Source organism: Dyadobacter sp. CECT 9275 (genome assembly GCF_907164905.1).
GTDB lineage: Bacteria > Bacteroidota > Bacteroidia > Cytophagales > Spirosomataceae > Dyadobacter > Dyadobacter helix.
Genome location: NZ_CAJRAF010000001.1, coordinates 180,588 through 206,634 on the forward strand (window position 1 = coordinate 180,588; position 26,047 = coordinate 206,634).

The following is a 26,047-nucleotide window of genomic DNA, read 5'->3' on the forward strand; positions in this document are numbered from 1 at the left end:
CTGCCGGTTATGAAAAAATTACATTTAATGATTGTAATGATCAGCTGTGCGTTGGGTACACCTTGTTGTTACGGGCAGGAGGAATTCATTTTCGGGAAAGTTACCCCGGCGCTCATCAAAGATGCAGATGCGATTATAAGGCTGGAGGAAGATATTTTTGAGGTCCAGTCAAAATCGGAGGCCAGAAGCCGTAAACGGAGAGTCATCACAATTCTGAATGAAAACGGAGAGTCGAGGTATAGCCAGACCGTGATCGGTTATAACAAGCTTACCAAAATCACGGATGTATCGGGAGCGATATACGGAGCAGATGGCAAACTCCTCAGAAGGCTAAAAGCTTCGGATATTGAGGACTACAGTGCATCCGGCAATGAGTTGACCGATTCCAGGATAAAGCTTGTTGAATTTGGTAAAAAAAGCTATCCATATCCCTATACGCTGGAATTGAGCTATGAAACAAAGGATAAAAACATGATGTTTTACCCTGCCTGGGATCCGCTTGGCGGGCCGAAAACGTCGGTTGAAAAATCGATTTTCAGAATTACCGTTCCGGCTGGTTTTGAGTTTCGTTACAAGGAGTACAACGGTGTACCGTCGGCGGAGAAATCAAAAGACAAAAACGGCAATGACAACTACCAGTGGGTGATGAATAACATTCCGGTTGTAGAGGCAGAATCTTTTCAATTGCCTGACATTGACCTGAATCCCATGGTACTGACGGCGCCCAGCGAGTTTGAAATTCAGGATTATGCGGGAAACTTTACCAACTGGCAGGATATGAGTAAGTTTTACTATGACCTTAATGCCGGGAGGGACGTGCTGCCCGCCGCGACGGTGGAGGAAATCAAAAATCTTGTCAAAGACTGTAAAACTGAAAAAGAAAAGGTGTATCGGATATATAAATGGGTACAGGGCCGCACCCGTTATTATAGTATCCAACTGGGGATTGGCGGATGGCAAACCATTGATGCCACCACAGTGGCTACGAAAGGATATGGCGATTGCAAGGCACTGACTAATTTTGTACTGGCATCTTTAAAACAGGCCGGTATAGAGTCGTATGCCGCGCTCATTAAGGCAGGAGATGACGAAAAAATCAATACTGAATTTCCTTCCAGCCAGTTCAATCATGTGATAGCCTGCACCATTGCTGATAAGGATACCATCTGGCTGGAATGTACCAGTCAGACATCTCAACCCAATTATTTGGGAAGTTTCACGGGCAACCGGCATGCATTGCTGGTGATGCCGAAAAACGGAAAACTGGTAGCGACACCTGGTTATGATTCCGGGTCGAATTTCAGGCGCAGAAATGCCAGTATTAAACTGGATGAAAACGGTGCGGGACAGCTTTCAACCAAAACGGTGTACGGAGGCCTTCAGCACGAATCCAGAAAGAGACTGCTGGATAACAGTTCGCATGACGACCAGAGAAAATGGCTGTTGAATAACCTCAATCTGCCGAGTGTAGAATTGAAAAGATTTGAATTTCTGGCAGGGACATCTCTGCAGCCGGTTGTTACAGAAACACTGGAAATGGATGTCAGGAATTTTGCAGGAAAAACAGGTTCCAGGTTGTTTTTGAAACCAAACCTGATGACCAGGACTGTAGAACTACCCATCCAGGCGGAAAGGAAAACGGATTTTTACTTGCCGCCGGGTACTTATAATTTTACGGATGCGGATAGCCTGCGTTTTGAGTTACCTGCCGGTTTTGTACCCGAATCGGCTTTGCCAGCTTTTAAAATACAATCGGCTTTCGGTGTTTATGAGGCGTCTGCCACGCTTTCGGATAACAAACTCATCTATTTCAGAAAGCTGACCATGAAGGGAGGAAGATACAAGAAGGCGGAGTATACGGCCTGGCTTGATTTTCTGAAAGCTGTTAAAAAGGCTGACCGCGCGCAGGTGGTTCTCGTGAAAAAGTAATCGTCGGGCGGGTGGGGTTGTTTTGCAGTATCCTGTCTTGCAATGGGTGGGTATTGGCAGCATTCATGGTAAGATCTGCGAATAATTGATTAATTACTGAAAGATATCTCAAACCATAGTCCGTTATCTTTGGAGAAATTTCTGTATACCGGTCACAGCCCGTGTTAATATTTAATCTGGCAAAAGCTGGCCTATATAGCCAACAGATGCGTATTAATCGTTGGTATGGGCAGTTTACCGAACCTGGAGACGCTACCTACTGTTATGCATGGCAGGCACGGACAGTTCGGAGAGGCCCGGAATTGTTACCAAGTGATTAACACTCAATCTATATTACCCGCGTACCAAATTTTAAAGTTTAAAAATCATGACAGAGGATATTTCAACAACTGAATTAGAGAATATACTGGAAAAGGCGCAGCAGGCTTTTTTGATTACAAAACAATATCCTCTTTCCAGAAGGATATCTTTCATGCGTGCCGTTGCGGATGAAATTGAAGCACTCGGTCCGGAACTTATTGAGGCAGCCATGGCAGAAAGTAATTTGCCCGAGGCCCGGCTGACCGGCGAAAAAGGCAGAACGATTTTCCAGTGGAGGAGTTATGCAGATGCAGTTGAACGCGGAGATTCCCTGGCCGCCAGTATTGACACTGCTAATGCAGAACGGACACCTCCCAAGCCCGACATCAGAAAAACCAATATACCATTAGGTCCTGTGGCAGTATTTGGCGCAAGCAATTTCCCCTTCGCATTCTCGACTGCAGGCGGGGATACCGCAAGTGCTATTGCGGCAGGTTGCCCGGTGGTGGTAAAAGCGCACCCGGGCCATCCCAGAACTTCTCAGCTCATGGCAGACGCCATCAGCCGTGCAGCGGTTAAAAGTGAGATGCCGGAAGGTATATTTTCGCATGTAGTAAGTTCCACTTATACCACCGGACAGTTGCTGGTAAGCCATCCAGTGATCAAAGCAGTGGGTTTTACAGGGTCGTACAGAGGCGGAATGGCTTTGGTGGAACTTGGAAATAAAAGGAAAGACCCGATACCGGTGTTCTCGGAAATGGGAAGTATTAACCCCGTGTTTCTGTTGCCGGAAAAACTGAAAACCTCAGCCTCTGATCTTGCCAAACAATATGCAGGCTCGCTTACGCTGGGAGTTGGACAATTCTGTACCAATCCAGGCCTGGTAATTGGTACAGAAGGTGAGGATCTGGATACCTTTATCCATTCATTAAAAGAAGTCATAGCTCAGGCATCTCCGGCCAAAATGCTGAACACCGGGATAGCACAGGGATATTATATCAATAAGGACATCGTAACGAGCCAGGCAGGTGTGGAAATCGTGGCTGTGGCCGAAGCGGAAATACTGGAAGGACATGGTATTCCTACGGTTGCAACGGTATCTTCGGAGGAATTTCTGACCAATGAACACTTGCAGGAAGAGGTGTTCGGACCATTTGCTCTGATCGTGAAATGTAAGGATGTGGCTGAAATGAAGGCAGTTGCAGATACGATACACGGGCAGCTGACGGCTACTTTACTCGGTACCGGAGAGGACCTCGCAGCCAATCAGGAGCTGATTTCCCTGATCCAGATCAAATGTGGCAGGATCATGTTTAATAATTTTCCGACGGGCGTGGAGGTATGCAAATCCATGCACCATGGCGGTCCGTTCCCTTCTGCGAGCGACAGCCGGTTTACCTCCGTTGGTCCGGATGCTATCAAACGTTTCGTTCGCCCGTTCAGTTATCAGAACTGGCCCGATGAATTATTGCCTGATGAACTGAAAAATGCCAATCCGCTTGGAATATGGCGAACCGTAAATAACGAACTGACAAAGGAAGCCCTGGGGTGATCTGATATTTTTACAAGTATTCAATTCAGAGGCTTTACCAATAAAATAGTAGGTCAATAAAATGGCAATTCCGCAGGGGTTGCCATTTTTTAGTGATATACTTACAACTCTATTTCACGACCAAGCCTTATAATGAACGAAAAAACTTCATTCAAGCCGTCTTTGAGCCTTACTGATGCCACCATGCTGGTAGCTGGAAGTATGATCGGTTCGGGTATTTTCATTGTCAGTGCCGACATAACGCGCCATACCGGAAGCGTAGGCTGGCTTATGTTTGTTTGGCTTATTACAGGATTTATGACCCTGACGGCTGCATTAAGTTATGGTGAACTGAGCGCGATGTTTCCAAAAGCAGGCGGACAATATGTTTATCTGAAGGAAGCCTACAACCCGCTCATCAGCTTTTTGTATGGCTGGAGTTTTTTTACAGTGATCCAAACTGCCACCATTGCTGCTGTGGGGGTTGCCTTTGCCAAATTTACCGCCTACCTCATTCCCCAGCTCAGTGAAGACCTGGTGGCCCTGGACCTGGGTTTTCTGAAGATATCACCGGCACAGTTGCTTTCAATAGTCATTATTGTATTCCTTACGTTTATTAATACACGTGGAATCAACAGCGGAAAAATCATACAGACTACCTTTACACTTGCCAAGTTGCTGAGCTTGTTGGGCCTCATCGTTTTCGGGCTGCTTTTTATGAAACCGGAGGTATGGAGTGCCAACTGGGATGCAGCTGTGATGTGGGATCTTCATAAGCTCAATCTGGATGGAAGTATCGAAACATATACGACCATTGCAGCTTTCGGTGCTATTGCTGCTTCCATGACAGGCTCAATTTTCAGCAGCGATGCATGGAATAACGTGACGTTCATAGCCGGAGAGATCAAAAATCCGCAGCGGAATATCGGCCTTGCCCTTGGCCTGGGGACGCTGATCGTTACGCTTATTTACGTATCGACCAACATCATGTATACCGGCGTTTTATCACTTCAGGAAATAGCTGCTTCGGACAAAGACCGAGTGGCAGTATCTGCCTCACAAATGATATTTGGGAATTGGGGTACCATCATCATTGCGGTAATGATCATGATCTCGACCTTTGGCTGTAATAACGGGCTGATCATGTCAGGCGCAAGGGTATACTATTCCATGGCCAAAGATGGTTTGTTTTTCAAAAAAGTGGGGGTTCTGAACAAAAACGCCGTTCCCGGATTTGGCCTTTGGATACAGTGTATCATTGCCTGCCTGTGGAGCCTGAGTGGTAAATATGGTAATCTGCTAGATATGATCTCCTTTGTAGTGGTTGTTTTTTATATGCTCACGATTATAGGTATTTTCATTCTCCGGAAAAAAATGCCTGATGCCCCCAGGCCCTACAAAGCTTTCGGGTACCCTTTTCTGCCCATTATTTACGTGATCATGGGCGTGTCTTTTTGTGTTTTGCTGATCTTCTTCAAGCCGGAGTATACCTGGCCGGGGCTTGTCATTGTGTTGCTGGGTATCCCGGTTTATTACCTCATCGCACGCAAGGACATTAAAGCTTAGGCCCGAGAGGGGGAATAAAAGTGTATAAATAGTTGGTCTCCGTTCTCCCTTTCCTGTCTTCATTTTTGCGCGGACAAGCATGTATGTAGCGTTATTAGGAAACTATCCAAGGGAAACGAGAGCCAGATATGTAGCTATTCGGACTCGAAGCCGGCAATCCACATAAAACGTCATAATCGGGCTAACCTATTTATTTTTCGTTGCCTTCTGAACTGCAAAACGGAACCCAGAATAAACAGTAGGAACAATATGAGAAGCGTCTTGCCAATCAATGGATCTGTCGGCCCGCTTGCCAAAGGATGTCCCACCGGCACACGGGTGAATGTTTCGTTTACAGTTGGAAGAAGCGACAGAAAGAAGCTGAATGAAAGAAAAAAGTTTTCGAAAAAACGTGATCGGTTGTTTCCCGGTTTCTTCGCATACAGATAGTAAGCCGTTAAGATCAGGATGATAATTAAAAGTGCAAGAATATGTCCTGGATTGACCCCTTTGACACTGGAAAGACCCAGAGCTGTCAGTGAGGCAAACAGGGTGAAATAGAAATATATTTTTCCGGATAACTTTCCCAAATCTATCCTGGCGCTTTTGAATAGAGATACAAATGCTGCGATGATGGCTATAATACCAATAACGGTGTGAAAAATGCCTAAATACGAGAGTCCCATAATTTTTGTGTTTTATTAATGGCACAAAGTTGGGCTAATAAAAATAAAATAATTTTATGGATTGGTTCAGATATTTGGTGAATCGGATCTCTGAAACACCGTGTCCTGTTAAAGTCAGGCTACATTTGGTTATTCTTTTTGTTTGGACCGGTAATGAGATGGAGAGGTGCCAAACTTGTCATGAAAACTTTTAGTAAAATTTGCCAGATCATTGAAACCACAATCATAAGCTATATCCGTAATACGCCCATTAGAAGCAAGCAGGCGCTCTGCCGCCTTCTCCAGACGCTTGGTTTTGATATAATTGGCGGGGGAATCATTATATAGCTTCCTGAATTCCCGTTTAAAGGAAGATGCACTCAGATTGCATTTCTCTGCCAGGCCTTCTATGCCGATTTGCGAAAACAGATTGCCTTCTACGATCTGTTTGAATGTGAATTTTGTTGAAGAAAAAAGCTGGGATAGAATGACTTGTACAATCTCCGCATCCTGTGTCTGCGATAGGAGAAGAATAATCTCTTTTAGCTTTAAAACCAAAATCTCCTCATTAACCAAGGATGGATTCTCGAAATAAAAGAGGAGTCCGTCTATATACTTTTGAATCAGGAAATCATTACTAATTGCAGCTCTGGATTGATTCGTTACGCGGTCGTTTGATTTTAAAATCTGAGGGAGCTCCCGGTCGTAAATTTTTTTCAGAATATCTGCGTGAAACGTAACAATTACAATTTCACCGTTGCGATCTATACGGCTGTTTTGGATTTGTTTTCCGGAATTCAGACAATTCAGCAATAAGGATTGATGGGTTTTTATTTCCAAATGATCTCCTTCTGATCGATAATCCATTTCACCTTTCAACATATATAAGAAGCACGCTTGCTCCGCCACCGGAAAGGTAAATTCGAAAGGTGGCTTTAAATCCAGCTTTTGAATAAGTGTCTTACCAAACAGATCGAATTTTTTATAGTCGGTAACCATTAGTAAAATGATAGCTTTTAAATGTAAAATAACAACAAAGGTCTCATTCAAAACTAAGCCAATTTAAGTATGGACAAAGTTATGAATGAGACATTGCTGAAGATCTTCTATTCCGTTATTCAGTAGGGGTATCAGGAAACAAGTACCGCCTCCGATGTCACCGGTACTTTCAATATTTTCGAAATTAAGCAGTTTTTTTCTGCCTCCTTCGTGATTGCCTCAAATTCTTCTGAACTGGAGCCTGACACATTACCTGTTATTGATAGATGCACGCCGGTAATTCCGGATCCATCCACGGTTACAACCGCTTCCGTGTCCAGCGAAACCGGAAAGATGCCCTTTTCTGTCAGCGCATAACTTACGGCCATCGTAAAACACCCTGCATGGGCAGCTGCTAACAATTCTTCAGGGTTGGTCCCTTTTTCATCTCCTACAAAACGGGTCCTGAAACTGTAATTTGTTTTGTTTAAAATTTCACTTTGTGTAGTTAGTTCTCCTTTTCCTTCCTTTAGGCTTCCTGCCCAATGCGCTTTTGCTTTCCGTTGCATATTTGTATCAGATAGATATTACCGTCGATATTGACAATGCAAAGTTGGGACATTCGGACTGGAAAGTCCTTGCATATCAGGCCGACAATTTGGCAATTTGGGTCATCCTGACCTCCTTATCCATCGTTTGTGTCCTCGCAGACGACCCTCGCCTGTGTTTATGTAATTTCCGAATTAAACCTGTGGTTTGGACTAACCACAAGAACCATCAAAATTCCATTGGTATACTGGATGGTACATGGTAAGGAGATGACGTCAAAAACTACACTGCATTTATTATCGGCTCAGTATGTGGAGCGATTACAAAGTATTTCAAAACACCAGATGTATAACAACGGTGGAGGTTTTTGCCTCTTATCAACCTCAGGTCCTGCCTGGCTTTTTTACGAAGGTGACCTCCCTCTCACAATCGCCGTCTTACCCTTGCGACTATACAATTACTCCGAGTGAATGCCTTTATAAACTTCTTATCTAAGATTACCCCGCTTTCGATCGAGGTTCAGCAAGCCATTAACGCTATTACGGTTTTCCGAAAACCTGCAAAGGGAGATTTGCTGCTTCGAAACGGAGAGATATGTCGCGAATTTCATTTCCTGGCTGAAGGGTTTGCCAGGGTTTATTATTTAAAAGATGGTAAGGATGTAACGGCATGGTTTACAGGCGAAGGAGGAATCGTAAGTGCAATTGATAGCCTTTTTACCGGGAATCCTTCCATTTACCACATTGAGATTTTGGAAGATGCGGAGGTATATTCAGGAGAAGCTGAAACTGGGCTATATAGCATCTTATCTGGGTATCGGCCACAGGAGCATCTCAGCCGGATTCGGAATCAGTATGGATAATCTGAGGCGTTCATTCACAGGTAATATAGTTCAGTTCGGTTACGCCGCAGGTGAATTGCCGGGTAGATATCAGTTTTAGTTTTATTTTGTCTTTGATGTCTGTAAACAATGGTATGCCTTGCCCAAGGATAATGGGGTTGACAAAAAGCCAGTAGCCGTCAATCAGGTTGTGCTGATGAAGCGAATGTGTGGCCTTGGGACTGCCGAAAACCAGGATTTCCCCGCCCGGCTGTTGTTTTATTTCATTGATGTTATCCGAAAGATTGTCGCTAATAATGGTTGTGTTGGTCAAGCCCGCATCTGTCATCGTTTTTGACAGCACCACTTTATGAACCTGGGCATACCATTTAGAATGCTCGATGTCGTGCCTGGATGCTCCGGGCTGGTCGGCGGCGGTAGGCCAGTAACTTTCCATCATTTGATACGTTACCCGTCCGTACAATGCGGTGTCGCCTTTACTGATACGCTTACCTACATGATCGAAAATTTCTTCATCCACCTTGATCCAGTCCATTTCACCATTTGGCCCGGCTACAAAGCCGTCGAGAGATATGTGCATAAATGAAATTACTTTTCTCATGGTTCGGTATTTACTGGTTGTCAATGATTGCTTTCCTGTAAATATAGGCAAATGTTATGCTGTGCAAAGTCTTTTTCGTGTTACAATGAGAGATTTGTAAAAGGAGGGCATAGCCTGGCAGGTTTCTGATGTAACCTGACGCAAAAATAATTCACAGGTTTTTACAAGGCTCCTTATAAGGGAGCCTGTATTTGGGATCAAAAATGTATTCTTTCCAAAACCAGAATTTAAGCGGGTAAATTTTGAAGGTTCTGTATAGAATAGAATCAGATGGATTCTTCTGGCTGTATTTTTTAAACTCGCTTATCAATTCTTCGTGGTTTTCTATAGCCAGGCCCCTGTTGGAAAATCCGCACTGGCCGCTGTTGTAAAAGAAGTCGAACCCATAAAAGATTCTGTCCTGAAATATAAACCCAAGTATAAATGATACGGGGGCCGTATTTGAAATAATGATGACGGATAATATGGCAATGATAACCGTCTTCTGCCGTTTGGAACTCATGATGTGTTGTCAGCTGTATGGATGGAGATGTTTGTCCTTTGATTATCTGATATTTAGAACCTGAAGCTGAAAGCCCAATGCGATTTTAATCCGCAGATAATCAGTTCATTTAATAATGACATCAACGGATCGTATTTATTTCTTAGCTACCTTTTCCCATTTTTGGGTATGGTCATTCCATTGATAGGGGCCTGGTTTAGATATAAATCCATAATAAAACTTATCAATAAAAAATGGTTCATCGATATAAGGAGTGGTCCAATTGGGTTTAGTGAGATATATGCGCCACATGAATAGATATTTCCACTCTCTTTTTCGATAGCAACGGTACAATTTGTGATCTGCTTTGGGCAAATTCTTTTGGTACATATGATAACTGTCGCTTTTTTCTATCGTAGTTATATCTCCGCTTGAAAAATAGCGAGCATCTTTACTGACGAAATAGAATGGAATACCCGCAGTGTCGTAAAGGAATATCGAAAGAATTTCCGATACCGGGGGTAAGTTTATTAGTAGCATGAATACTATTAGGTACTTGGCAAATTGAATCGCTGTTTTCATAAAGTGAGTCAATCAAGAAAGAACCGCATTCACAATATAATTACGGCTGTTTGCGCTTTATTGGAATCTAATTTGTAGAGGAAATACATGCAGAAAGGATATAGAAACTGTATGAATATCGTTAAGTTAAAAATTATTACACTTTAACTTAACGATATTGAATTATCCTTGGCATGACATAGAAAATATTTCTCGTGAGCTGTGAATTCCGCATGTCATTCTTCTGGAAATTATACTAAGAGCGTGTTTGGGAATTATATTTTGTCTGTTGAGTAAATTCGTTGTAACATGATTTGAATATTCGCTAAATACAGCCATCCTACACTGGATGTGACGGTATACTCATAATCCTTGACAATTCTTCTAAAGAAATTAGACCAAGCAATAGTTCTCTCGACTACCCATCTTTTGGCAACCGGAATAAAGCCTTTCGTTGATTCGGGCTTAGCAGCTTTTTCAAATTTGATCTTATGTTTTTCAATCTCGTCTGCGAAAACTCCTGCATACGCCTGGTCACCATAAATTTTAACCAAGCGCTCGTTTTGGCAAATAATGTCTGGCATAAATCCTAATGCAGCTGCACCGTCATGTATGTTTGCAGCATGTACTTTGGCAAACCAAAGCCTTCCACCACTGTCAACGAGAAATTGTCTTTTTCTCCCATTTACTTTTTTGTGGGCGTCCAATCCACGGTTCTCCCAAATCATTGGAGCCAATTTAACTGATTGGCTATCAGCGCTAAATATAGCAGGATTTTCATCTCTGCCATTGTTTTTTCTATCGAGCTTATTGAGGGCAATATTAATTTCTGCGAAAATATTTGACTTTTTCCATTTGGAAAAATACCAAAATATGGCCTGCCAGGGAGGATAGCTATCGGGTAAGTTTCGCCACTGACAACCTGTTCTTAAAATGTAGAAAATCGCATCTATAACATCCCGCAGATTCAATTTCCGCTTACGTTTTGTATCCAAAAATACCGATATTGCACCCCATTGGAGATCGGTCAGTCTAATATACTGTTTAATCAACTCTTTAACGTTTGGTCACTGCAAAGATGGTACGATCTCTATTCTTCTCAATTCCCAAACACGCTCTAATGCAATTTATTAACTTCAATTAAACCGGATTTGCCAATATAAGGGAACAAAACTTAATCCCTCCATGCCGTTATTCTGAATTTTGAATTTATATTCTTTTTTTAAGGTTGCTTCTAGGGTATACAGCTCATCTGGTGTAAACTGGGTATCGTCTTGCAAAAGAAACTCTAACTCTCTGATGTCCCCTGCCGGGCCAATATAATATACTACTATAAATTTTTCATTTTTAAACTTGTTAATCAGTGAAGGAAATTTGGCTGTAATGATATCTTTTATTTTCTTTTGCTCCGATTCCGTTGTGATAATATCGTTTAAAATATTATTCCTGATTTTGCTCGACATCTGTACTTTTTCTTTTTTTAGCACATTCCGTGAATTTCCAATACTCATAAATCTTGAATGTGAGTTTATACTTCCATTATCTATTCGGTTTATATTGTACGTTTCTCCTTTCACCTTAAATGAGGTTTTTCCAAGGTATTTCTGAGCATTCGCTATACTAAAATTTAGCAATAATATCACAATTAGCTTCATTTTCATAATTCATTTCATTTAGGACATTTGGATAAATTAATTAAGCTAAACATGGCATTCGGTGTGAGATTGGGAATAGTTGGATAATTATATTCCGGAAATCTTTGTTTAAAGAGGTCCAAATAGTAGAAGTATTTATTCGATATCGTATTATAACTGGTGGGATACTTCGTCCCACCAGAGGTTATTTCAATTAACCACTTATAATACTCGGGAGTAAAGGCGTCTGGTACCGTCATGCAACACCCATCGGAATTAATTATACGCGCCATATCCTGCAGCAGCTTTGCTTCAAACTCTATATTTGATTTCCCGTTCGTCAAATATTGAGTTGTTCCACCTTGGTAATGAGTATTTTGATATGCATGAAACAATTCTTCTGTAAGGGTATGATAATTTATTTCCCCGGCGGACTGAAAAATTACCTTCTTACTGGCCGGCTGATACCCTCCTGAACTTGCCAGATTGGGATCAATATACCAATCCATTCGATGGTTTGCGGCAACCAGATTCCCATAAATAGTTTTCCCTACGCACTTTGCAACAAGCTCTTCCAAAACATCGTTTAAACGTATTAATTGCGCAGTCGTATAATTTGTAAAGCGTTTAAGGCTGGACACCCTGCCGACCACCTGCCCATAGATTGAACCTGCTCCCCCGGTTGCACCTCCATAACTTATTACGCCGCCAACGACACCCATAAAGCCATTGGAAGAGGTACTTGTCGGTGGTGGAACGGATGGAAAACATATTACCTGTGTATACATATACTGACACGGAGCACTATAACCGATGTCTGGAACGTATGCACATGAACTGTAGTCAACCTCATAACAATCCTGTTGTGCGATTCGGCCTCCTTCGGAGTTAACTGATTCGTTTACGATTTTTCCGTTGTGAACCATAAGCGCTCTCACGAACTCCCCCTTTTCATCTTCAACTACAATCTTTCCGCTCCAATTTTCAGTCTGATCTTTTTGGTTCTCAGGATCATCTGGAATAAAGGTTGCGATCTCAAAACTGTAATTCTTATTATTTTTCTTAGAAACAATAAAAAAGGAAGAGGCTCCATATGAAACGGAGCCGCCGTGTCTATCAATCAAGAAAATTTCTTCCTCCAAAGAAAATGGAACAATCAATCTTTCTCCATCTGGTCTAGTAACACCGTATGTATTTTCCCATTGTAATTTTCGTCTTAGAATTCTTTCTTTTTTATTCTTGCCCGTAGTTTTAAATTAGAGAGCTTACTCATTTCTTCCTCATAATTGGCTCTCACTTTCAAAATATCAAAATCGCCTGGGTTATCATTTGAACTTTGGCGATCAGATAAGGTGTCTGTAGGTATTGAACAGCCATATATTGCCAATCCGAATAGGAGGACATATAGCAGTAGTAAAGGAAACGAATAAATTGTCTTCATAAGATTTAAAAATTAGATAAAAGTATGTGTATGATAATTGCCTTAAATTATATAAATATAATCAAAAATAGAAGGTTATGTTTATATAAGATAAATTTTTTGGTAGATACAATCAAATATCGTTAGGTGGTAATAATATATTGAATTGTGATCGTTTATGATACATTTTGTTGCTTTAAGGCGGCCTATAGTTTCTGAGGTTGGATCTGTTGGATCTAATTATTTCTATTATTTTTTTACTATTAGTAGAATGTTTTCTGTGTAAATGTCGGCGTCAACTTTTTGCTGCATTGCGATTGCTACGGTATGGTTACATTCTTGGCAGTATACTGGATTTTCGCTTACCAAGTATTCAGCTCTAACAGGATCATTGATAGAAAAGGATATACCGCGCAAAGCGTTAGGACAAACATTTTTGCGCAAAAATATTGCTTGACGCCCTTGGCTTTTTTTGGAAAAATTCTCAACTCTACCCGACTTTTAGACATTTTTAGATATCTATCGCTTATGATATCGTTCTTGAAAGTTGATAATAAGATTAAGTTGTTATTTAGCCGGTTCATTTAAATGCCACGGGCAAGGGGCATTCACCCGGATATTTTAAAGGGTCTGGCCGTAACCACCACCTCCCGGTGTTTCTATGGTCAGTATATCATCGGTGTTAACTCGAAGGCTGCAGATTCCGGGTAAGGCCCGGGCAATGTTACCGGTAGCCAGGGTGTGTTTTCCGCATTTACCACTATGTCCTCCCTGAAGGCCATAGGGTGCAATGGTACGGTGCTGTCCCAGCAATGTTACCTGCAAGGGCTTAAGAAACTGAATTTTTCTGATCATGCCGTTGCCGCCACGATACAATCCCTTACCTCCGGAGTTTTTACGGATCCCAAATTCCAGTAGCCTTACGGGGTATTTGAGCTCCATTTGTTCCGGATCGGTGATGCGGGTATTGGTCATGTGCTGGTGTACGGTGGACCTTCCTGCAAATCCCGGCCCGGCGCCAACGCCTCCGCCTATGGTTTCGTAGTAACCAAAATGTTCGTTGCCAAAAAGGAAATTATTCATGGTTCCCTGGCTGCAGGCAGCGAGGCCGAAAGCTTTGAGTAAGGTATCTACAAGGCGCTGGCTCACTTCGGTATTGCCACCTACTACGGCAGGACAAAGACTCACGTCATCGGAAAAAACGGGGTGGAGAAAGCTGTTGTCAGGGAGTTTTATTTCCACATTTTTCATCAGCCCGTCGTTGAGCGGAATTTCCTTGTTTACCAGTAAACGGAGCACGTATAGAATCGCGCTGTATAAAATGGAGAGATTGGCATTGAGATTATTGGGATGGACACCCGAGGTGCCGGAAAAGTCAAAGAGCTGTTTGTCCGAGGTTATTGATATTTTTACCGAAATCAAATGGCCGTCGTCAAGGGCCTCCGACGCTTCGAAAACCTTTCCTTCATAACCGGTTAAGGCCGCTTTCAATTGTTTTGCAGCACTTTGTTTTAAGAGCTGCATATGTTTCCTGACAACAGGTAAACCATGTTGCTCCACCAATAGCAAAAGCTGGCTGCTGCCTTTTTGCAAGGCCGATAAGGCAGCGATAATATCGGCTTCATTTGTGGCGTAAGAACGGGTTGGGAAAGGACCTGCATTAAAAAGCTCACGGATCAGCTCCCATTGGAACACTCCCTCTCTGACCAGATACTGAGGTAATATCACCACTCCCTCTTCGGCAAGACTGGTGGCATCAGGTGGCATGGAGCCCGGTGTTTTTCCTCCGATCTCCGCATGGTGCGCCCGGTTGATCACATATCCTATACATTCCTTTTCAACTGTAAATACACCGGCGATCAGCGTGATATCCGGTAAATGCGAACCTCCGTACCTGGGATGATTGGTGATGATAACATCGCCCGGGCCTATCTCAATATATGCTTTCACTAGCCGGGTGCAAATTCCCATGCTCCCCAGGTGCACCGGTATATGTTGTGCATTGACGAGTAACTCACCGTCGGGATCAACCAGGGCACAGGAAAAATCAAGCCGTTCCTTTACGTTGACGGAAAAAGCAGTGCGCTGCAGCTGGGCACCCATTTCCTCTGCAATGGATTCAAACCTGTTTGTAAAGAGCTGTAAGGCAACCTCTTCGCTCTGGGTTTCGTCGGCAGCAGCAGCCGGGGAATCACGAAAGGCAACGGCATCCATATTTTCCTGAATGATCAGTTTCCATCCATCCGGCAGATACGTCGTGGAAGTATTGTTGAGTAGTATGGCCGGTGATGTTATTTCACTGCCCGGAGCAAGTTTGTCCCATTCATATAAACTTCCATTCAAAAGTACATTGTCGGTGGTTGAGGGAGGTACCCTTGTTCCTGATTTTTTTATATTCAGAGGCGTCTGCACAGCCGCTTTCTGGCGAACCATCAGTCTTATACTTTCAATTTCAATAATGCCGCTTTCGGGATAATAACCGAACTGCGATGTGTAAAGCGCCCGAAAGGCTGGCCTTGTCATTTCCCGTTCATAGGGTACCTCAACTGCATTTTCCTGACCTGCAAAGCGTAGAAATACGGAGCAAAAGGCAACTTCGTGGTCCGTTACATGCTGTGCGCCAAGCGCCAGGATACCTTCCTGATGGAGTTCCGCAATGATTTGTTCCAGGTCACTTTCCACTTCATTCCAGGGAAGTGACAACTGGCGTGAAGACAGGCTGCTGATTAATGCTTCCCCGATTCCGACCGCACTGAAAAGTCCGGCATCATAGGGAATCACCACACTTTTGATATCCAGGAGGTCGGCCAGCTGGCAGCTGTGAAGTCCTCCGGCGCCTCCAAAGGTGAAAAGCGTATAATCGGCAGGGTCAATACCCTTTGCAACCGAAATTTTTTTGATCGCATCAGCCATTTTTTCATTGGCTATTTGTTCCAGTCCCTTCAGGATTTCGGTTTGCGAGAGATAATTTCCGGTCAGGCTGTAAATACTTTGCTGCAGACCGGCCAGTTTTTCCTTTGCTTCACCAGGGTTTATCGGAATACCGAATTTCCCGGAGTCCAGTTTTCCCAGTAATAAATTAACATCCGTTATTGTCAGCGGTCCCCCCGCGCCGTAGCAGGCAGGGCCAGGAGCGGCCCCAGCACTTTGGGGACCCACTTGCAGGGAAAAGCCATCAAACCAGCAAACCGACCCACCACCCGCGGCAACGGTTTCAATTGCCAGCGTGGGGTTATGGAATTCGATACCGTCGATTTGTGTAATGTATTTTAATTCAGGAACACCATCGATCCTGGCAGTATCTGTGCTGGTGCCACCCATGTCAAAAGTGAGTACTTTGGAAAAACCAAGTCGCTGTGCGGCGTTGGCGGCTGCCACTATACCCCCTGCCGGGCCGCTCAGAAGGCTGTCTTTTGCCCGGAAGCCGACAGTAGCTGATAAGCTTCCGGAACTTGTCATCACCCGCAGGCCTCCATGCCCGAGAGATCGCCCTATACTGCTCAGATACTGGTCCAGGACGGGATCCAGGTAAGCATTTACCATCGTTGTCTGCGTTCGTCTCAAATAATGTGAAAAGGGATAAAGCGCTGCCGATGCAGATACATACATTGCCCCTTTTTCTTTTAAAAGGTTTTCAACCGCTTTTTCATGTACGTCATTTTTGTAGGCATGCAACAGCGAAATGGCTACGGAATCGTAATCCTGAAGACGGTTGAGCGATAGACTTTCCGGAACAAACGGAGCCAGAATTTCGCCCTTTTCATCCATCCGGGCATCTATTTCCAGAATATCGGAATAAAGCAAGGGAGGTTCGGGAATGTTGAGCTGAAAAAGTGAAGGACGCTGCTGGTTACTTATATAAAGCAAATCTTTGAAGCCTTTGGTAACGACAAGTAAGGTACGGGCGCCTTTTCTTTCCAGAAGCGCATTGGTCCCCCTGGTGGTACCCAGCCGCATATCAACAGGTGGAAGGGGGCGACGGAGCGGTGTTTGGGTAAGAAGCCTTGCCGCCAGTACGGGAGCCTCCTCCCCGCTGTATATCTCAAAGTCGGCCTGTTTTACATCAGGAAGTTCCTCTGCGATGATCAGGGTTTTGTTGCTGAAATTGATTGAAACAACCCGGGAGGTTTCTTCGTGATCCCTCAGACTGAAAATATAACCTTTCAAAAGCTGATCAGTAAATAACCAGGGAGCGTCAAATTCAAAAACAGCAGGACCGATTTTCCTCGTTATCCTTCCTCTCAGCCTGCCAGAGCTCAGAATTTTAATACGAGTTTTAGTACCGGCAGGATCAACAGCGAGGCAATCGGTGAAGGTTCCGCCGGTATCTATCCATATTTTCCAGGGTGCAGTCGGGGTATTCAAATGAGTTGGATTAGCGCTTGACTTAACAGAGAAGCAAATTACGCTGTATTCTAAACAAAACCAGAAATATGTAAATCGGATTGGGATATCACAAAAAAGTCGGGTCAATGAGATTAGTGTTTTCTCATTGACCCGACTTTTTTACACCGATTGTTTTTATTCCTTTACCACCTTCATTACTCCAGACATGAGGCGCCAGTGACCGGGGAATGTACAGACAAACGGATAATCTCCCGGCTGATCCGGTACCACAAATTTAAGCCGATAAGTTTGTCCCGGATTAACCAGTGGTGTTGCAGCTACTACCTGGGGAATATTGGGAACGTAGTTTTTTTCGGCACCATCTTTTGCTGTAATCATTTTATCTGCTGCCGCTCCGATCACCGGTGTAGATTTTGGTTTGCCCACAACGATATTGTGCTGCATCGCGTCCGGATTTTCAAATACAATTTCAACGGTTTTTCCCGCAACGACTTTGAACTCGGTCACATCAAATTTCATTTCTTCCCGAATGGCTTTGATCCGGACAATCTGAATATTAGGATCCTCAGCAACAGCTTCTTTGATCCCGTACGATTCGAGGACCGTTGTGAATTTGGCACTCAGGTCGGTCGGTATTTCGGTTTTCAGTGAAGCTAGCAAAGCTTTGTTTGCTTCTGAAGCTGTTTCTTTTCTTTTAGGATTCCAGGTATTGATAACCCCGCGTAGTATGGCGTTCCTGCCTTGTAAGTCCATTGATTGCGAGGTTTTTAAGAGCGCAAGTACATCATCGCCTTTTGCGTAAGAAGTATATCCGCGTACCGCACGCTCCAATGCGAAGTCCGACAGTCGGTCTGGCATTTTCACTTCAAATGTTTTGCTCAGCACATTGTTACGGTTTTCGTCTTTTTCGGGAACTACATTGTCAAGGTCGATATTGGCTGTAACCGTTACCTTGCCTGCCTCATCCGAAGAGAATCCGAAGTTACTTCTCCATGGCCCGTTATTGCCCTCAGTAAGCCGGATGGTTTCACCCGGAGCTATACCGTTCATGAGCTGACGGCTGATGTAATTGGTGTTTAGCGAGCGGCTCCGGATGTTGACGTTCACAACGGGCACAACTCCTTTGTCCACCGCAACACTCCCCTGGTTGGTTATTTCAACGATTACCCTTGCATATTCGCGGACAAACGGGCTGGAAGGCTCGAGAATAATGTTCGTAATAGCGAGTTCCGCCGTTCCCTGGACGGTTATTTTGTTTGCGGTATGCTGGCTGTGGTCCATTCCTTCATGGCTGGCTGCTGCTTTGCCGTTACCCATTGTGTGAGCCGGTGCGCTTCCAGCCTGGCTGATCCTCCTGGCAAGGTACTGATCCCGTAGTTGCCCGTTATGTGAATTGAGAACTGCTGCAAAAGCATCGGGCATCCAGCGGTCATCGGCCTGAGGATAGGTATCCAGCAAAGTCAATACCGCCGTTTCAATCTCCGTGCTGAGCGGAATATCAATGAATGCCAGCAGGGTGTTCAGCACAACCAGCGGTTCCTTGTCATGCAGAGCGTCAGCTGCAAGAAGTGTTTTTCCGGTGTCGGAATTCCGTGGTAAAACCTTTACCGCCGTTTTTCTGACCGCCCCGCAGGGATGTTTCAGCGCATCCTTCACCGTGGGCAGAACTTGCGGGTCTGCAATCACCCCTAACCCCTCAAGCGTCCATAAGGCATGAATGGCGGCCGTATTGAGGCCGATTTCATCAACCGATCTGTCCTTCACCAGTTCCAGAAGTTTGGGGACAACATCTTTTTGTCCTCTTTCAACAAGCAACCTTTGAGCATGCTGGCGCCATAGCATATTGGTGTTCTTCAAAGTTGCCACCAGCTCATCTGGCCGAGATTTACTCAGTGAGACGGGGATATAGGCCGGGGCTTTTTTCCAGCCGATACGGTACAACCTGCCGTGGGTAAAATCCCTCAAATCTGTTTCATAGGCATTCCCCTTACCATTTTCGGATCCTTTCGGTGTTGGATTGTGCTGGATGATAAAGCTGTACCAGTCGGCTACCCACACGGCTCCGTCGGGTCCCACTTCGGCAAATACGGGCGAAACCCACTCATCGGCACCAGCAAGCAGGTTAAATCCGTTGACGTCCTCATAATCGGTACCCTTTTTTACCATGATGTTCTGATGCAGGATATGGCCGGTAGGTTCGGAAACGAACGCAACGGTGTTCCAGTAAGATTTTGGGAATGCCCGTGCAGTATAAAAATTATGACCGGCAGCAGCAGTAAATCCGCCGAAAACGTCCACCTGGCGAACTTTCGGAGTAATCGGCTGCATATCCTTGTGTGTGTCAGTACTTCGTCCGCCATTATCCACGGTACTTTTTCCAAAATAGCGGTTGGGAATAGCCGAATACCAGCCATGAGAATTATTGGCCGTAGAGCCGAACAAATCACCGGCTTCATTAAAAGCCAGTCCCCAGGTATTGTTGGATGTTTTGGTCATGACCTCCATATCTGTGCCGTCCGGTTTAAAGCGGAAAAGTGCCTGGCCAAAATTCAGAGAATCACTCTTGCCTACTTTACCTTTAAATCCGGAATAACCCAACGCACCATATACCCAGTTATCAAAACCATAATGGAGATTGGACGGACCTGCATGGGTATCTCCGGTGCCAAATCCTGAAAAAAGTATCTTTTTTACATCAGCCTTGTCATCGCCGTCGGTATCCTGGAGAAAAAGCATGTGAGGTGCTTGCGACACGATGAGCCCGCCATTAGCAAAAACCAGGCCAGTAGGGATACTTAGTCCGTCGGCAAAACGGGTAAATTTATCAGCCTTGCCATCCTTGTTGGTATCCTCGCAGATCAGGATATAGTCGCTTCCGCCGGTGTCCTTTCTTTCATTCGGATAATCTTTGGTGATGAGTACGAACAGCCGCCCGCGTTCATCCCATGTCATCGCAATCGGGTGCATCACATCCGGCTCATGTGCAAAAACGTCCAGGGTAAAGTCAACAGGTATCTGAATATGCTTGATGGATTCCTCCGGGGAAAGGGGCAACTGCTGGAGCTGCGGACCCGGGCGTTGCTCATAGTTGGGAAGCTTGGCTTCGCGGTATGCGAAGGGTTGGGGATTCAGGGCGGTGTATGCTTTGCGTGCCTCTTCATTCACGGCCCAGAGTATTCCCTTTTCCAGCAGATCATGGAACCCCGGTACGGCCCAGGTACGTTCATCATGGCCATAGGCAGTGTAAAAAATACGGCCTTTCCCATGGGTACGGACCCACGTATAGGGCTCTTTTTCTTGTCCGGGCCTGTCCTTTGCCTGATCTTTCTGAATGAGGCGTTCGGTTAAAACAATATTGTCGGGCTGAAGAAGTGTATGCAAATAGGTTTCATCTACGGTTTTAAATGGCGCTACACCCGCAATGGCAGGATGGTCCGGTTTTGTCCAGACGGGCTGAATGGTATCCCAGGTATGTTTCCAGAACTGCCCTCCGATGAGTTTCACTACTTCGGGATTATTACGGAAGCAATACGAAGCGCAATGCACCGGAATAAAACCCTTGCCGCTTGCCACAAAATCCAGCAGCGCTTTGGCCTGTGGGGCAGCAATGGAGTCCCAGTTGGCATATAACATCAGTGCATCATATTTACCGAGTGTTTCAGGGTTCAGGTCATTGATATCACTGGTGTAGGTAAAATTGAAACCTTTTGGCCCGAGTGCCGCCATAATTTGGGGAACTCTTTCGGAAGGCTTATGATGTCCGTTATCTCCAAGGAAAAGTATTTCCAGGCGTCGTGGTTTCGATAGGTCTTGCGAAGATCCGTTGGCGGAGGAGGCATTCCGTGCAGACTGTTGAACGGCACAGCCCAGCAGGACAATTCCAAAAATAAGAGATAAGGCTTTGGCTTTCATTGGGTAGTTAAGTGTAAGACGTTGTGGGCAGAACCCGGCTTGTGTAATATTGTGCTGCATAGTTCCGGTACTCTTTCGTGGGAAGGAGTACCGGAAACTTATCTAAAGGCTTTTGAAGTCAGGAATCTGGATGATGGCGCCTCCCTGTAGTGCTGACTCGTGAGCTAAAATACCAACGCTGGTCCAGTTGGCCGACTGCCACGCATTTGGGAAAGGCTCACGGTCTTCCAGCAAGGCGCTGATGAACTCATGCGCAAGATGCGGGTGAGACCCTCCATGTCCTCCACCCTGTACAAAGGAAAGGTGGGCGTTATCATCCAGATTATATACCCCGTGCCCTGTAAACTGGCGGATTTCCTCGGGCAGATAATGTGCGAAATCGGGAGTCTTTACACGCTCCGGAATTTCATGTTCGGGTTTTTTGGCCGTATGGATCACCGGATCTTCGCCTTCAATAAGCGGCCATTCAAATGATTTTTTACTTCCGTAAACCTCAAAACTTTCACGATACTGGCGAGCCGTATCAAAAAGGGAACGATAAACATAGGCGGATAAGTCACTGTCTTTGAATTTGATATGAGCAGATTCCACAGCAAAAGGGGAGTTATGTATTTTCACCAGATCTTCGCTGATGGTGCCTGACCCGAAACAGGAAACATATTCTGCTTCCAGCCTGAGCAAGCCGGCAACAGGCCCCACGCAGTGAGTTGCATAATGCATCGGAGGCAGGCCCGGCCAGTAATCCGGCCAGCCTTCCATTTCCTGCTGGTGGCTTGCTTTCAAAAACTGAACTTTACCCAATTCGCCTTTTTCATATAGTTCTTTTACGAACAGGAATTCACGGGCGTATACCACCGTTTCCATCATCATGTATTTCTTCCCTGTTTCGCGTGTCGTTTTCACGATCTCGATACAATCCTCAACACTGGTGGCCATGGGTACTGTGCAGGCCACATGTTTTCCGGCACGTAATGCTTTCAGGGTTTGCTCTGCATGGTTTGGAATGGGGGAGTTAATATGTACCGCATCCACGTTGGGGTCATTCAGCAGGTCGTCATAACTCGTATACCTGACGTCGATTCCATACTTATCACCAGTTTCGTTGAGCTTGGATTCCGTTCGCTGGCAAATGGCGTACATGTTGGCATTGGGATGTTTTTGATATATTGGAATGAATTCTGCTCCAAAGCCGAGCCCGACGATCGCAATGTTAATTTTCTGAGACATCTTAAATGAAAGGTTTATGATTTGGTTTGGGAGATTAAACAGAAACAGCCAGGCAGTTTTTGTTGTTTGAAGACGTGTTTCAGATACAGCCTTCTTGACAATACAATTTTAAAGCAAAATAATACTAAAAACTTTACGGGATTTGATAGGTACTGAATATATTTTGACCTTTTTTTAATCTTAACATCAATTTTTGGCAAAATATGGCTAAAAATAACAGAATGAATAGGACGGAATCATACGAAACGATACGCGCCGCAACACCCGACGACGCCCCGGAAGTGGCCGCTCTTATGATCCTTTCCATGGGGCACATTGCCGGAATTTTTGCCAACTCTGACAGGTATGAAGATGCTATCCCTTTTTTTGAAACCTTTTTCAGGGATGATAATAATCAGTATAGCTACGCTAATACCTTGGTTTACGAAGACGAAACCGGCCTGGCCGGTTCCATAACAGGTTATGACGGTGCTCGCCTGCATGAACTCAGGGAGCCCATTCTGAATGAACTGTGGAAAACACAGCCGGGATTTAGCCCTGGCGATGAAACAGAAACGGGAGAGTATTACCTTGATTGCATCAGTGTGAAACCGGACCGGCAAGGAAAGGGGATAGGTAAAAAATTGATCTCTGCATTCTGCGGGCATGCGGCGGCTTTGGGATTCGAAAGAGTTGGCCTGATCGTCGATCAGGCAAATCCAGACGCCAGAAGGCTCTATGCAGGACAAGGTTTTGAATGGATGGGGGAGAGGGATTTCATGGGGCATCGGTATGATCATCTCGTGAAAATCCTGACGAAAAATGTATAACTTGCTTTTTTAAAAATTTTAATAAATCATTTGATTGACTCATTCCGATGATACAACGCCGAGAATTTATAAAAGCAGGAACACTGGCTGCCGCCGGAATAGCGATGTCCAAAGGGGCGTTTTCGCAAGGTAATGTTGCTGGTTTTCCAGTGGTAAGAACCCCGCTGGAGCAACGCAGTTTTACAAGCCCGGCGGTGGAAACAACCATCGCCCGAATGAAAAAGGTGATCAAGGACCCGGAAATTGCCTGGCTTTTTGAAAACTGCTTTCCCAATACAATTGATACGACCGTCCATTTCAAAACCACCGACGGGAAACCGGATACCTTCGTGATCACCGGAGATATAGACGCCATGTGGCTGCGCGACAGCTCTGCGCAGGTATGGCCGTACCTGGCGTTGCTCAAGGAGGATAGCAAGCTGAAAGACATGGTCGCTGGACTGATACACCGGCAAACAAAGTGTATCCTGATTGATCCTTATGCCAATGCATTTTATGATCGCCCCAAAGAAAGCGAGTGGACCAAGGATATTACAGACATGAAACCGATGCTGCATGAGCGGAAGTGGGAACTGGACTCGCTGTGTTACACCATCCGCCTGGCCTATCATTACTGGAAAATTACAGGGGATACTTCTGTTTTTGATGCCGAATGGGAAAAGGCAGCCGGACTCATCCTCCAGACTTGTAAAGAACAGCAGCGTAAGAATGGCCCCGGACCCTATAAATTCGGGAGGGTAACTGCCTGGTCCACGGATACGGTACCGGGTAATGGTTATGGGAATCCTATCAAGCCGGTTGGGCTGATTGCCAGTACCTTCCGGCCCTCGGACGATGCCGCGGTATATCCCTTTTTTATTCCCTCCAATTTTTTTGCGGTAGTATCCTTCCGTCAGATTGCCGAGATACTGGAGAAAACAGGAAAGGACTCAACACTTGCTTCGGATTTTAAGGCGCTTGCGCAGGAAGTAGAAACAGCGTTGAAGAAATATGCGATATACCCGCACCCGGTTTTTGGGAAGATATACGCCTTTGAAGTAGATGGTTTCGGTAATTACCTGCTCATGGACGATGCCGGAATTCCTGGACTCATCAGCATGCCTTATCTCGGAGCGGTTCCGGTGACGGATCCTGTTTATATTAACACGCGCAAATTTATCCTGAGTGATTCAAATCCCTATTTTTTCAAAGGAAAAGCAGGAGAGGGGCTGGGCAGTCCGCATACCCTGATCGATCAGATCTGGCCGATGGGAATTATTGCCAGAGCCATTACCTCGACCGACGATAAGGAAATAGCGGATCAGTTAAAACTTCTTAAAAGTACGCACAATCATACCGGATTTATGCATGAATCATTTGATAAAAATGATCAGTCCAAATTTACCCGGAAATGGTTTGCCTGGGTGAATACGTTATTCGGTGAGATGATATTAAAACTGGAAAAGGAGCGGCCACATTTGCTGGCGAAGGTTTATTAGGTGCAGGATACCTATAAGAACGGGCTGCGGAAATGAGCTTTGGATTATACTGTTTTCTTTAAGCTCATTTCCGGTCTCACGTGTGGCCTGGTTGTGTTTCTTGCGCCCGTGACAGATAATTTTTCGGCGTTCCTTTTACGCTTCTTCCTTTTACCCCACCAGATCAAAAGGCCTGTTGCCGGAAGTGTGGCAGCGACAAGCGCCGCCAGAAGCGCAAGAAGCTTGGTTGGCCAGCCCAGCAGACTGCCAGTGTGTATCGGGAATACCACTCTTCTTGCCTTAAAGCCTTTGGTCTCATTTTCATAAAGCCGCTCGGAGATCAGTGATCCATTGTTTTTATCAAAATAAAGAAAACTGACTACGTTGCTTATCATCGCTTCATCGTCACTTTTAGATACCGTTATAGCCAAACTATCAGACTCGGGCATGGTGAAGGTTACTTTCCCCTCATGCGGTAACAAAAGGTTGGTTTCCGAAAATATTCTTTCAAAGTGTGAATCTGCGGGGAGGCCGGATGAAAGGTTGATGGGCGCCTCTCTTTTTTGCGGAGGCATTCCATCGAATGTCAGGTATATGAGGTTGTTAACCCATTTGTAGCTCCAGACAAGGCCTGTCAGGGCAATGACAAAAATGAAAGGCAAAACATAAAAGCCTGCAACGGCGTGCAGATCCCAGTTCAGTCTTTTGAACGATGCCCTCCACTTAATCCTGAACCGATGCTTACGATTTTTACGATTTGGCCACCACAGCAGGAGGCCTGTGAGCATGACCAATAAAAACGTGACACATGAAATACCGGTGATCACTTTGCCGGTTTCTCCCATGCAGAGGTATCTGTGAAGTTGCAGCACCACGGGGAAAAAAGCCGATTGTTCCTCTCTTTCAGCGGTAATTATTCCGGTGTAAGGATTGATCGCTACGGCCAGGGGATGCTTATCCTTTTTATTTCTTTTCAGGTTTGTAATAATGGTCCGGTGTCCGTCTGGTTCTATGAAAATGCGTGTGAGCTGATGGTCCGGATAGCGTGCTTTGACCGTATGTATAAGCTGATCCAGGGAAAGCCGCTTTTCACCTTCCTCCTGCCGGACTTTGTACAGGGAGGGGTATAGCAAAGGCTCAAGTTCCTCTTCGAAAACCAGTATAGCTCCTGTGATGGCTACGATAAAAACCACAAGGCCGGAGGTAACCCCCAGCCATAAGTGCAGTTGTGAAGCAATAGTTTTCAGCGTTTTTTTCACA

The 26,047-nt window shown here is 44.9% G+C and carries 19 protein-coding genes; 6 read left to right on the forward strand and 13 right to left on the reverse strand.

The window, feature by feature from the left end; genetic code table 11:
* The first annotated feature begins 9 nt into the window (after positions 1 to 9).
* The 3 genes from KOE27_RS00655 to KOE27_RS00665 all read left to right on the forward strand — a co-directional run bounded on the left by KOE27_RS00655 (position 10) and on the right by KOE27_RS00665 (position 5,326).
* Complete coding sequence (locus KOE27_RS00655) at positions 10 to 1,929, forward strand: DUF3857 domain-containing protein (RefSeq protein WP_215236952.1); 1,920 nt, start codon at positions 10 to 12, stop codon at positions 1,927 to 1,929.
* 367 nt (positions 1,930 to 2,296) lie between these two features.
* Positions 2,297 to 3,781, forward strand: a complete 1,485-nt coding sequence (locus KOE27_RS00660; RefSeq protein ID WP_229252574.1) for an aldehyde dehydrogenase (NADP(+)) — start codon at positions 2,297 to 2,299, stop codon at positions 3,779 to 3,781.
* A gap of 132 nt (positions 3,782 to 3,913) precedes the next feature.
* The gene (locus tag KOE27_RS00665; RefSeq protein ID WP_215236953.1) at positions 3,914 to 5,326 is read left to right on the forward strand and encodes an APC family permease; all 1,413 of its coding nucleotides are present in this window, start codon (positions 3,914 to 3,916) and stop codon (positions 5,324 to 5,326) included.
* A 170-nt stretch (positions 5,327 to 5,496) separates the two neighbouring features.
* On the opposite strand, the gene KOE27_RS00670 is transcribed toward KOE27_RS00665, so the two are convergent.
* The 3 genes from KOE27_RS00670 to KOE27_RS00680 form a co-directional block, all read right to left on the reverse strand.
* Positions 5,497 to 5,991 carry a hypothetical protein gene (locus KOE27_RS00670; protein WP_215236954.1) on the reverse strand — a complete coding sequence of 165 codons (495 nt, stop codon included), beginning with the start codon at positions 5,989 to 5,991 and terminating at the stop codon, positions 5,497 to 5,499.
* A 129-nt stretch (positions 5,992 to 6,120) separates the two neighbouring features.
* Positions 6,121 to 6,969 carry a helix-turn-helix domain-containing protein gene (locus tag KOE27_RS00675; RefSeq protein ID WP_406566844.1) on the reverse strand — a complete coding sequence of 283 codons (849 nt, stop codon included), beginning with the start codon at positions 6,967 to 6,969 and terminating at the stop codon, positions 6,121 to 6,123.
* 131 nt (positions 6,970 to 7,100) lie between these two features.
* Positions 7,101 to 7,517 carry an OsmC family peroxiredoxin gene (locus KOE27_RS00680; protein WP_215236956.1) on the reverse strand — a complete coding sequence of 139 codons (417 nt, stop codon included), beginning with the start codon at positions 7,515 to 7,517 and terminating at the stop codon, positions 7,101 to 7,103.
* A gap of 446 nt (positions 7,518 to 7,963) precedes the next feature.
* Here KOE27_RS00680 and KOE27_RS00685 point away from each other — a divergent pair, with 446 nt between their 5' ends.
* Entirely contained in the window at positions 7,964 to 8,359 is a 396-nt protein-coding gene (locus tag KOE27_RS00685; RefSeq protein WP_215236957.1) for a Crp/Fnr family transcriptional regulator, read from the forward strand.
* Between the two features lie 10 nt (positions 8,360 to 8,369).
* Here KOE27_RS00685 and KOE27_RS00690 read toward each other — a convergent pair whose 3' ends face one another.
* The 9 genes from KOE27_RS00690 to KOE27_RS00730 form a co-directional block, all read right to left on the reverse strand.
* Positions 8,370 to 8,939, reverse strand: a complete 570-nt coding sequence (locus KOE27_RS00690; protein WP_215236958.1) for a dihydrofolate reductase family protein — start codon at positions 8,937 to 8,939, stop codon at positions 8,370 to 8,372.
* Between the two features lie 151 nt (positions 8,940 to 9,090).
* Positions 9,091 to 9,441 (reverse strand): hypothetical protein, encoded by a 351-nt coding sequence (locus tag KOE27_RS00695; protein ID WP_215236959.1) that lies wholly within the window; start codon positions 9,439 to 9,441, stop codon positions 9,091 to 9,093.
* A 135-nt stretch (positions 9,442 to 9,576) separates the two neighbouring features.
* Positions 9,577 to 10,002: a hypothetical protein gene (locus tag KOE27_RS00700; RefSeq protein WP_215236960.1), complete on the reverse strand. Its 426-nt coding sequence runs from the start codon at positions 10,000 to 10,002 to the stop codon at positions 9,577 to 9,579.
* Positions 10,003 to 10,256: 254 nt separating this feature from the next.
* Entirely contained in the window at positions 10,257 to 11,033 is a 777-nt protein-coding gene (locus tag KOE27_RS00705; RefSeq protein ID WP_215236961.1) for an IS5 family transposase, read from the reverse strand.
* Between the two features lie 84 nt (positions 11,034 to 11,117).
* Positions 11,118 to 11,642 (reverse strand): hypothetical protein, encoded by a 525-nt coding sequence (locus KOE27_RS00710; protein ID WP_215236962.1) that lies wholly within the window; start codon positions 11,640 to 11,642, stop codon positions 11,118 to 11,120.
* A gap of 8 nt (positions 11,643 to 11,650) precedes the next feature.
* On the reverse strand, positions 11,651 to 12,757 hold the full coding sequence (locus KOE27_RS00715; RefSeq protein WP_215236963.1) for a hypothetical protein: 1,107 nt from the start codon (positions 12,755 to 12,757) through the stop codon (positions 11,651 to 11,653).
* 899 nt (positions 12,758 to 13,656) lie between these two features.
* A complete protein-coding gene (locus KOE27_RS00720) occupies positions 13,657 to 17,400 on the reverse strand; it encodes a hydantoinase B/oxoprolinase family protein (RefSeq protein ID WP_215236964.1) in 3,744 nt (1,247 codons plus the stop codon).
* A gap of 156 nt (positions 17,401 to 17,556) precedes the next feature.
* Positions 17,557 to 21,294 (reverse strand): PVC-type heme-binding CxxCH protein, encoded by a 3,738-nt coding sequence (locus tag KOE27_RS00725; RefSeq protein WP_215236965.1) that lies wholly within the window; start codon positions 21,292 to 21,294, stop codon positions 17,557 to 17,559.
* A gap of 102 nt (positions 21,295 to 21,396) precedes the next feature.
* Entirely contained in the window at positions 21,397 to 22,521 is a 1,125-nt protein-coding gene (locus tag KOE27_RS00730; RefSeq protein ID WP_215236966.1) for a Gfo/Idh/MocA family protein, read from the reverse strand.
* Between the two features lie 221 nt (positions 22,522 to 22,742).
* On the opposite strand from KOE27_RS00730, the gene KOE27_RS00735 reads away from it, so the two are divergent.
* Together KOE27_RS00735 and KOE27_RS00740 are read left to right on the forward strand one after the other, a co-directional pair.
* On the forward strand, positions 22,743 to 23,330 hold the full coding sequence (locus tag KOE27_RS00735) for a GNAT family N-acetyltransferase (protein WP_215236967.1): 588 nt from the start codon (positions 22,743 to 22,745) through the stop codon (positions 23,328 to 23,330).
* Positions 23,331 to 23,377: 47 nt separating this feature from the next.
* Positions 23,378 to 24,808, forward strand: coding sequence for a glycoside hydrolase family 125 protein (locus tag KOE27_RS00740; RefSeq protein WP_215236968.1), 1,431 nt, complete (start codon positions 23,378 to 23,380; stop codon positions 24,806 to 24,808).
* Positions 24,809 to 24,852: 44 nt separating this feature from the next.
* Here KOE27_RS00740 and KOE27_RS00745 read toward each other — a convergent pair whose 3' ends face one another.
* A complete protein-coding gene (locus tag KOE27_RS00745; protein WP_215236969.1) occupies positions 24,853 to 26,046 on the reverse strand; it encodes a PepSY-associated TM helix domain-containing protein in 1,194 nt (397 codons plus the stop codon).
* Between the last annotated feature and the right edge of the window lies 1 nt (position 26,047).

Excerpts from the sequence above, each read along its gene's own strand:
- KOE27_RS00655 (WP_215236952.1), top strand. The coding sequence starts at position 10 with ATGAAAAAATTACATTTAATGATTGTAATGATCAGCTGTGCGTTGGGT.
- KOE27_RS00660 (WP_229252574.1), top strand. The coding sequence starts at position 2,297 with ATGACAGAGGATATTTCAACAACTGAATTAGAGAATATACTGGAAAAG.
- KOE27_RS00665 (WP_215236953.1), top strand. The coding sequence starts at position 3,914 with ATGAACGAAAAAACTTCATTCAAGCCGTCTTTGAGCCTTACTGATGCC.
- KOE27_RS00670 (WP_215236954.1), bottom strand. The coding sequence starts at position 5,991 with ATGGGACTCTCGTATTTAGGCATTTTTCACACCGTTATTGGTATTATA.
- KOE27_RS00675 (WP_406566844.1), bottom strand. The coding sequence starts at position 6,969 with ATGGTTACCGACTATAAAAAATTCGATCTGTTTGGTAAGACACTTATT.
- KOE27_RS00680 (WP_215236956.1), bottom strand. The coding sequence starts at position 7,517 with ATGCAACGGAAAGCAAAAGCGCATTGGGCAGGAAGCCTAAAGGAAGGA.
- KOE27_RS00690 (WP_215236958.1), bottom strand. The coding sequence starts at position 8,939 with ATGAGAAAAGTAATTTCATTTATGCACATATCTCTCGACGGCTTTGTA.
- KOE27_RS00695 (WP_215236959.1), bottom strand. The coding sequence starts at position 9,441 with ATGAGTTCCAAACGGCAGAAGACGGTTATCATTGCCATATTATCCGTC.
- KOE27_RS00700 (WP_215236960.1), bottom strand. The coding sequence starts at position 10,002 with ATGAAAACAGCGATTCAATTTGCCAAGTACCTAATAGTATTCATGCTA.
- KOE27_RS00710 (WP_215236962.1), bottom strand. The coding sequence starts at position 11,642 with ATGAAAATGAAGCTAATTGTGATATTATTGCTAAATTTTAGTATAGCG.
- KOE27_RS00725 (WP_215236965.1), bottom strand. The coding sequence starts at position 21,294 with ATGAAAGCCAAAGCCTTATCTCTTATTTTTGGAATTGTCCTGCTGGGC.
- KOE27_RS00730 (WP_215236966.1), bottom strand. The coding sequence starts at position 22,521 with ATGTCTCAGAAAATTAACATTGCGATCGTCGGGCTCGGCTTTGGAGCA.
- KOE27_RS00735 (WP_215236967.1), top strand. The coding sequence starts at position 22,743 with ATGAATAGGACGGAATCATACGAAACGATACGCGCCGCAACACCCGAC.
- KOE27_RS00740 (WP_215236968.1), top strand. The coding sequence starts at position 23,378 with ATGATACAACGCCGAGAATTTATAAAAGCAGGAACACTGGCTGCCGCC.